Source organism: Pseudomonas sp. S32 (genome assembly GCF_016648095.1).
Lineage (GTDB): Bacteria > Pseudomonadota > Gammaproteobacteria > Pseudomonadales > Pseudomonadaceae > Aquipseudomonas > Aquipseudomonas parafulva.
In genome coordinates, this window is record NZ_JACVVF010000100.1 from 1 (window position 1) to 2,974 (window position 2,974).

A 2,974-nucleotide genomic window follows, 5' to 3' on the forward strand; every position below is an offset into this window, starting at 1 on the left:
CCCCCCCCCCACCCCCTGCTACCCAAAAGTCGAGTCGATCTGTCGCGCCCCGAAATGGGACGAGCGTGTTAGCCTAGCCGGCTAGCTCAGACAAGAAGACAGACCTTTACAAGGGAATGCAGCCTATGACGCAAACCGTACCCAACCCACCTGAAGAACAGCACCTGCAGCGCAACCTCACCAACCGCCACATCCAGCTGATCGCCATCGGTGGCGCCATCGGCACCGGCCTGTTCATGGGCTCGGGCAAGACCATCAGCCTGGCCGGCCCGTCGATCATCTTCGTCTACATGATCATCGGCTTCATGCTGTTCTTCGTCATGCGTGCCATGGGCGAGCTGCTGCTGTCGAACCTGAACTACAAATCGTTCATCGACTTTTCCGCCGACCTGCTCGGCCCTTGGGCCGGCTACTTCACCGGCTGGACGTACTGGTTCTGCTGGGTGGTCACCGGCATCGCCGACGTGGTCGCCATCGCTGCCTACACGCAATTCTGGTTCCCGGACCTTCCCCAGTGGATACCGGCACTGACCTGCGTGGCGGTGCTGCTGTCGCTGAATCTGGTCACGGTCAAGCTGTTCGGCGAGATGGAGTTCTGGTTCGCGCTGATCAAGATCATCGCCATCCTCGGCCTGGTCGCCACCGGCCTGTACATGGTGGTCACCGGCTTCACCTCGCCAAGCGGGCGTACTGCGCAACTGGCCAACCTGTGGAACGACGCCGGGATGTTCCCGCATGGGGTCATGGGCTTCTTCGCCGGCTTCCAGATCGCTGTGTTCGCCTTCGTCGGCATCGAGCTGGTGGGCACCACCGCCGCCGAAGCCAAGAACCCCGAGCGCACCCTGCCCCGGGCGATCAACTCCATCCCGATCCGCATCATCGTGTTCTACGTGCTTGCGCTGATCGCGATCATGGCCGTTACGCCATGGCGTGACGTGGTGCCAGGCAAGAGCCCGTTCGTTGAGCTGTTCGTGCTGGCCGGCCTGCCGGCAGCAGCCAGCATCATCAACTTCGTGGTGCTGACCTCGGCAGCCTCGTCGGCGAACAGCGGCGTGTTCTCCACCAGCCGCATGCTGTTTGGCCTGGCCCAGGAGGGCGACGCGCCCAAAGCGTTCGAGAAACTGTCACGCCGCGCCGTGCCGGCTAACGGCCTGTACTTCTCGTGCCTCTGCCTGCTACTGGGTGCGGTGCTGATCTACTTGGTGCCAAACGTGATCGAGGCGTTCACCCTGGTGACCACGGTGTCGGCGGTGCTGTTCATGTTCGTCTGGACGCTGATCCTGCTGTCGTACCTGAGCTACCGCAAGCACCGTGCGCCGCTGCACCAGGCCTCGAAGTACAAGATGCCGGGCGGGCGTTTCATGTGCTACGTGTGCCTGGCGTTCTTCGCCTTCATCCTGGTACTGCTCAGCCTGGAAGCCGACACCCGCTCGGCGCTGGTGGTCACGCCTATCTGGTTCGTGCTGCTGGCAGTGACCTACCAAGGCGTACGCCGCAGGCGCCATCCGCGCACGGCAGTACGTAACGGCTGACAGCCCAAGGGGCCGCAAAGCGGCCCTCACCCAGCGATAGGTCTCTCCAAGCGGGCGTGAGTTACCTTGGCCGACGTGGCAGAGGCCTATTGGCACCTAGAGGCGCGCAGCCGGCAGCAAGATTATCTTTGCTCCAAACCTTCCAAAACCGCTTCAGCAAGCGCCAAGCCTTTCTCCAGGGAATTCTCTGTAGCAGTTAGCAAACTCCGTAATGGATCAGGCGCTTTCTCCAGCGCAATAGCATTAGTCTCGTACGCCGCTTTCAACGCCGCCACTGCACAAACCAATGCATCTTCGCTATCGACGCCTGCCTGCACGGTCAATACCGGGGGGTGCGCGTTATTGCAGGTGCCAAAATGGGAGATCGCGGTAACTGGCCGGGGCTTCGGACTGAGGAGATTCTGGCTCATACCTGCACCTCACCGTCACAGGGTGTGATGTATCCAAATGCGTAGGGTGGATCTGGGACGATCTTCTTGAGCATGATGCATATCCTTGCGGTTCTCTGTAATGACACTCCGCCCCCACACGCCAATATGGTGGACGGAGCCGTGCGGGTTGGCGTGCCGGACAGAGAAGCCGGTGAGCCCGAAGGCTCCCACACACGGGTCCGCCCATTACGGATGCAGCCATGCTGAACACAGTCGCGGATGCGTGTGTTCTCTCTCTGTAAGCGGGACGCCAATCCCGTGCCGCAGAATCTACTGCGGTGGGGCACGGTAATCAACAAGTGAAGTTGTGTCAAAATCTTCTGCGATCGGATCACGTCAGTAAGGCCGACGAGCGCGCGGTTTTGGAAATGGCGCGAGGATTGCTTTGATACCAGTGTCAGCAGACGCGTCAAGCGTATTGCCGCGACATCAAAAAGCCACTATTCTTTATTAAAAACAGCCAAGGTAGGCCTGATGAGCAACGTGATAGCCAGTACGTCTTCAAAAGCACTTGAGCATATCTATAAAGAGGGGAAGGACTTCATTCTTGTCGCCTTAACCGGGAGGACAGGATCTGGATGTTCTACAAGTGCCCAGATCCTGAGCTCGGAAACCTTGGAGCTACCAGGGAATTAGATGAGTTTATAGATTTCGTATCTAACTCACTACACATTAGTAACAAAGCAGCAGAAACATCATCAAATGTTCTTCGCCTTCATCCTAGTACTGCTCAGCCTGCAAGCCGACACCCGCTCGGCGCTGGTAGTCACGCCAATCTGGTTCGTGCTGCTGGCAGTGACCTATCAGGGCGTACGCCGCAGGCGCCATCCGCGCACTGCAGTACGTAACGGCTGACAGCCCAAGGGGCCGCAAAGCGGCCCTCACACTGCGAGCAGTCTTATTACCCATTAAACTGCGCACTTATTTCAGCTCGCTGTTGCTGTTGCTGTTGCTGTTGCTGTTGCTGTTGCTGTTGCTGTTGCTGTTGCTGTAGATCTTGATCTTGATCTT

The 2,974-nt window shown here is 58.7% G+C and carries 2 protein-coding genes and 1 pseudogene; 2 read left to right on the plus strand and 1 reads right to left on the minus strand.

Annotation, left to right across the window (positions count from 1 at the left end):
• The first annotated feature begins 125 nt into the window (after positions 1-125).
• Positions 126-1,532 (plus strand): D-serine/D-alanine/glycine transporter, encoded by a 1,407-nt coding sequence (gene cycA / locus IAE38_RS23615; protein WP_060481710.1) that lies wholly within the window; start codon positions 126-128, stop codon positions 1,530-1,532.
• Between the two features lie 122 nt (positions 1,533-1,654).
• Here the strand turns inward: cycA and IAE38_RS23620 are convergent, their stop codons facing one another.
• Positions 1,655-1,942, minus strand: a complete 288-nt coding sequence (locus tag IAE38_RS23620) for a hypothetical protein (protein WP_201162030.1) — start codon at positions 1,940-1,942, stop codon at positions 1,655-1,657.
• Between the two features lie 723 nt (positions 1,943-2,665).
• Here IAE38_RS23620 and IAE38_RS23625 point away from each other — a divergent pair.
• A pseudogene (locus tag IAE38_RS23625) lies at positions 2,666-2,818 on the plus strand (D-serine/D-alanine/glycine transporter); the annotation flags it as partial.
• Positions 2,819-2,974: the final 156 nt, after the last annotated feature.

Excerpts from the sequence above, each read along its gene's own strand:
- cycA (WP_060481710.1), top strand. The coding sequence starts at position 126 with ATGACGCAAACCGTACCCAACCCACCTGAAGAACAGCACCTGCAGCGC.
- IAE38_RS23620 (WP_201162030.1), bottom strand. The coding sequence starts at position 1,942 with ATGAGCCAGAATCTCCTCAGTCCGAAGCCCCGGCCAGTTACCGCGATC.